Genomic DNA, 1209 nt, shown 5'->3' on the forward strand with positions numbered 1-1209 from the left:
GCTGAGGACGGCCGCGAAGGCGATCAGGTCCGCGAAGCGTGGCGACGCCCGCTGGCTGGCAAGGGTCGTCACCGGCGCAGATCACCCACGCGACCTCGCGCGGCTCATCGGACTGGCAAACCGCCCGGCCCGGTTGCTCCCGCCGTACGCGTGCGTGAACGGGCGTCCCGTCTGGGCGGCGAACCTGCCCGGGGTCGCACTGGACAGGATTGAGAGCGAGCCACTCAGCCGGCTACCAGTCGACGTCGACGCCGAGCCGCAGATCTGGGGAAGGCCCAGGCACCTGCGAGTCACTGTGCACGAGCTCTACGGACGGCTGGCCGCAGCAGGCCCGAAAACCCTGGACATCGAGCTCCGACGCCGAAGCGACGGACGTCTGGGCCTGACCCGCAGCAACGTCCTCACAAGGCGCCATGGACCGGACGGCGAGTCATGGACCACTCAAGTCCTCCTGCACGGCCTGGACACGTTGGCAGGCCAACATGCCCACCGCCTCGAGGTATGGGAGGTATAGGCCCGGGTGCGCTGCACCGACGGCTCGTCGCTCTACACCTGCGTCCGCGCCACCGGGTCCGGACTGCGGCGTACGGTCGTCCCCGGCCGACGCCACGGGGTGATACTGATCCAGCCATACACGACGGCCGGCGGCTCGCTCTCCCTACGGATTGCACCAGGCCCCGGAGCAGCAGCAGTCGTGGTGACCCGCAAACTTCGCCGACTGATGAGCAAGAGCCCGGAATAGGGGACGGCGCAATCGGTCGGTGGTCCAGGCTGCTGTACCGAATGAAGTGGTAGTGGTCCCAGTTGTCCCGGACGAGAAACGCTTCCCCCGGGCGCGGTTCAACGGGCCGCGCACGGACGTGCAGGACGGTGAAGTGCACGGTTCCTCCGGAGAACGCCTCGGTCTGCAGCCAAGGGTCGGTGAGCGGCGAACGCGGTCTCGATGCAAGCACCGGGTCTTGTTTGGGTCTCTCAGATACGCCAGGAGCGGATGCAGTCGGCTGCCTGGTAGACGCTGGTCTTGCTGGCCTGGATGCTGCGGACCAGGTCGACCATCGCGCCGTACGGGGGGTCGATGCCCTCGCCAGAGGCGTGCATGTAGGCGGCGGTGACCTGGCAGGCGTAGAGGCTGTTGCGGTACGGCAGCGGCTGCAGGCGGACCAGGGTGTGGAGCAGGGCGGCGGCGCGCCAGGCGGGGTCGGGGTCGGC

2 pseudogenes are annotated in these 1209 nt (G+C 68.8%); one reads left to right on the forward strand and one right to left on the reverse strand.

From position 1 onward, the window contains the following. Nucleotides 1–514 (forward strand): annotated as a pseudogene (locus tag E2E34_RS36050) (transferase); the annotation flags it as partial. Between the two features lie 458 nt (nucleotides 515–972). Here the strand turns inward: E2E34_RS36050 and E2E34_RS34445 are convergent. Beyond that, nucleotides 973–1209: pseudogene (locus E2E34_RS34445) on the reverse strand (toxin Doc); the annotation flags it as partial.

This window comes from Streptomyces albidochromogenes (assembly GCF_005981925.1).
Lineage (GTDB): Bacteria > Actinomycetota > Actinomycetes > Streptomycetales > Streptomycetaceae > Streptomyces > Streptomyces albidochromogenes.